A 3151-nucleotide genomic window follows, 5' to 3' on the forward strand; every position below is an offset into this window, starting at 1 on the left:
GCGGGTCTCACGGTCTGCCAAAACGGACTTTGTTCTCGAAGCTTTGGAGCAGGCCCTGCACGATCGACGGCCCGTCCAGAACAGTGGACTGGTTCACCATTCGGACCGCGGCGGGCAATACTTGTCAATTCGCTACACCGAGCGTTTGGCTGAGGCTGCCATCGAACCGTCGGTCGGCAGCGTCGGGGATTCCTACGACAACGCCCTCGCTGAAACGATAAATGGTCTCTACAAAGCCGAGCTGGTTCATCGTCGGGGCCCGTGGCGCAACATGCAGGATCTGGAAATGGCCACCCTCGGCTGGGTCGATTGGTTCAACAACCGGCGTCTGCTTGGTCCCATCGGAAACATCCCGCCAGCGGAGGCTGAACAGAACTACTATGCACAGCACGACGTGCTCGATATGGTCGCGTGAAATGAAGCTATAGGTCTCCGGTTAAACCGGGGCGGTTCAAAGTCACTCAAGGCGGCCGGCGTCTTTTGCCGTTTGTTCGAGTTCATGGCGTGCCCGCCAAGAAATTGCCCGCCTTCGTCCGAGAGTAGGCCAGGGCTGGGTTGCCCCGTGTCGAAAAGCTTTGTCAGCCCTTCGAAGGTCGGTTCGGTCACAGTTCGGTCAGAGGACGGCGGTGCAGCGGGTTCCGCCACCAATACATGTAGATCCGCTTCCGCTGCCATGAACCTCAGGCTCGACACTCTCTTCCTGCTGCGCGATGCTGTTGGCAGCATCAGGGGTGTTGGAGTCGGAGACCTGTTTTCCGAAAATCCAACGGCCATAAGCTGAGCCGAACGGAGACCCGCAGAATGGAAGCAACAGCGTCAGACCGTTTCAAGACCGGCATTCTGTTTCTTGCGGTGCTTGGTTTGTCTGCCGGGCTTGCTTTCTATGTCTTCGGCAGATCCGACATCGCAAGTCTGGTCTGGATTGCAGGGGTCTTGCCTGCGCTTTTGGCTCTTTTTGTTGAGATCCTGCGCAGTATCGGGCGGGGTGAGATCGGCCTCGATATCGTGGCGGCGTTGTCGATGACAGCGGCGCTTGTGTTCGGAGAAACACTTGCCGCGGCGGTCGTTGCTGTCATGTATTCCGGCGGAACCTTCCTTGAAAGCTTTGCCGAAGGCCGTGCTCGCCGCGAGATGCACACTCTCTTGTCCCGCGTTCCTCGGACAGCAACCCGCCATCAGAATGGGGGACTTCAGGATGTCCCCCTCGATGAGGTTGCGCCAGGCGACCGGTTGCTGATCCGGCAAGGCGATGTGGTTCCGGTTGATGGCACAGTGTCATCAGACGGAGCATTTCTGGACACATCCGCACTGACCGGCGAGTCGCTGCCAGTGCGGCTGACGCGGGGCTCTGACGTCATGAGTGGCTCGACCAATGCGGGCGAAGCTTTTGACCTGACAGCGACCCGGCCCGCGAAGGACAGCACCTATGCGGGGATCGTGCGTCTGGTCGAGCAGGCGCAGGCCTCCAAGGCACCGATGTCACGTCTGGCGGACCGCTGGTCCTTGGGTTTTCTGGTCATAACGGTGAGCATCGCATTGGCGGCGTGGTGGTTCACGGGTGATCCGATCCGCGCCGTCGCGGTGTTGGTGGTCGCAACGCCGTGTCCCTTGATCCTTGCCGTGCCGGTGGCACTGGTCGCGGGCCTGTCGCGCGCCGCGCATTTCGGTGTGCTGATCAAGGGGGCAGGGGCGCTGGAATCCATGGCGCGGATCAGCACCCTGATCCTGGACAAGACCGGCACACTGACGGACGGGCGGCCACAGATCGTCAGGATCGTTACTGCCGACGGGATGGACGAGACGCAGATCCTGCGTTTTGCCGCAGCTCTTGATCAGGCCTCGAAACATCCGGTCGCGCAGGCGATTGTCGCGGCCGCAAAACTGCGCGGTCTGACGTTGCCGGTTCCGCAGGATGTGGCCGAAATCCCCGGTGAAGGCGTGGTTGGCTTTATCGAGGACCGCCAGGTCGTTGTGGGGGGCCTTGGTTTTGTCTTGCAGCGCGTTCAGGAGCCGGCGGTTTCACATCCCGATATAGAAGCGGGCGCGGTTGTAGTTGCCTTGGCCGTGGATGGCCAGTTGGCCGGGCATCTTGTGATGTCGGACCCTCTGCGCGAGGGGGCGGCTGATATGATCGCGCGTCTGCGCGAACAGGGGATCGCGCGCATTCTTTTGGCGACCGGCGACCGGGCCGATGTGGCAACACGGGTGACAGCAGGGCTTGGGCTTGACGGAATACGCGCGGACCTGACGCCGGATCAGAAAGTGCTTCTATTGCTCAGCGAGCGCAAGAACGGCCCCGTCATGATGATTGGCGACGGGGTCAACGACGCGCCAGCGCTTGCCGCAGCCGATGTCGGGGTGGCCATGGGCGCACGCGGGGCCGCAGCCTCGGCCGAGGCGGCTGATGTCGTCTTGCTGGTAGATCGGCTGGACCGGATCGGACCGGGTATGGAAATCGCCCGCGCATCGCGGCGGATCGCAGTTGAAAGCGTGGTCGCAGGGATCGGTTTTTCCGTGCTTGGCATGATCGCTGCCGCCTTGGGCTATCTCACACCTGTGCAGGGCGCTTTGTTGCAAGAAGTGATTGACGTTGCAGTTATTCTGAACGCACTGCGTGCCTTGCGCATTTCTCCCAGGCCCGGCCTGTCCGATGCTCCACCCTCCGAACATTCTTTGAAAACAGACCTTTCACAAGGAACAATGGCATGAGCCGTCTTTCGCATTCTGAAATCCACATGGTGCATCGTATCGGATGGTTGCGCGCGGCTGTGCTTGGCGCAAATGACGGGCTGGTGTCGACATCCAGCCTTGTCGTCGGCGTCGCTGCGGCTGGTTCCGACAAGCCCGAGGTGCTGATTGCCGGTCTTGCCGGTCTTATGGCCGGAGCCATGTCCATGGCGGCGGGCGAATATGTCTCGGTCAGTTCCCAGACAGATGCAGAGCAGGCAGACCTTGCGCGCGAGACAGGCGAACTTGCGGAAACGCCGGAGGCCGAGTTGGAAGAGCTGACACAGATCTACGTTGCGCGAGGACTTGACCGCGACCTTGCCACCAAGGTTGCGATCCAGTTGACCGAGCGGGATGCGCTGGCAACCCATGCGCGGGACGAATTGGGGATTTCAGAGACGGTGACCGCGCATCCAATCCAGGC

General features: G+C 61.2%; 4 protein-coding genes. 3 read left to right on the forward strand and 1 reads right to left on the reverse strand.

Annotation, left to right across the window (positions count from 1 at the left end; translation table 11 throughout):
• Positions 1-415 (forward strand): integrase core domain-containing protein (locus K7H22_RS00125; protein ID WP_230798487.1); only part of this gene is annotated, 415 nt, incomplete at its 5' end.
• Here K7H22_RS00125 and K7H22_RS20210 read toward each other — a convergent pair.
• Positions 379-774: a DUF3987 domain-containing protein gene (locus K7H22_RS20210; RefSeq protein ID WP_419248129.1), complete on the reverse strand. Its 396-nt coding sequence runs from the start codon at positions 772-774 to the stop codon at positions 379-381. The genes K7H22_RS00125 and K7H22_RS20210 overlap by 37 nt on opposite strands.
• Positions 775-801: 27 nt before the next feature.
• On the opposite strand from K7H22_RS20210, the gene K7H22_RS00130 reads away from it, so the two are divergent.
• Complete coding sequence (locus K7H22_RS00130) at positions 802-2709, forward strand: heavy metal translocating P-type ATPase (protein ID WP_230798488.1); 1908 nt, start codon at positions 802-804, stop codon at positions 2707-2709.
• Positions 2706-3151 (forward strand): VIT1/CCC1 transporter family protein (locus K7H22_RS00135; protein ID WP_230798489.1); only part of this gene is annotated, 446 nt, incomplete at its 3' end. The genes K7H22_RS00130 and K7H22_RS00135, both read left to right, overlap by 4 nt.

Origin of the sequence: Seohaeicola saemankumensis (assembly GCF_021021435.1) — a bacterium.
Classification (GTDB): Bacteria; Pseudomonadota; Alphaproteobacteria; order Rhodobacterales; family Rhodobacteraceae; genus Seohaeicola.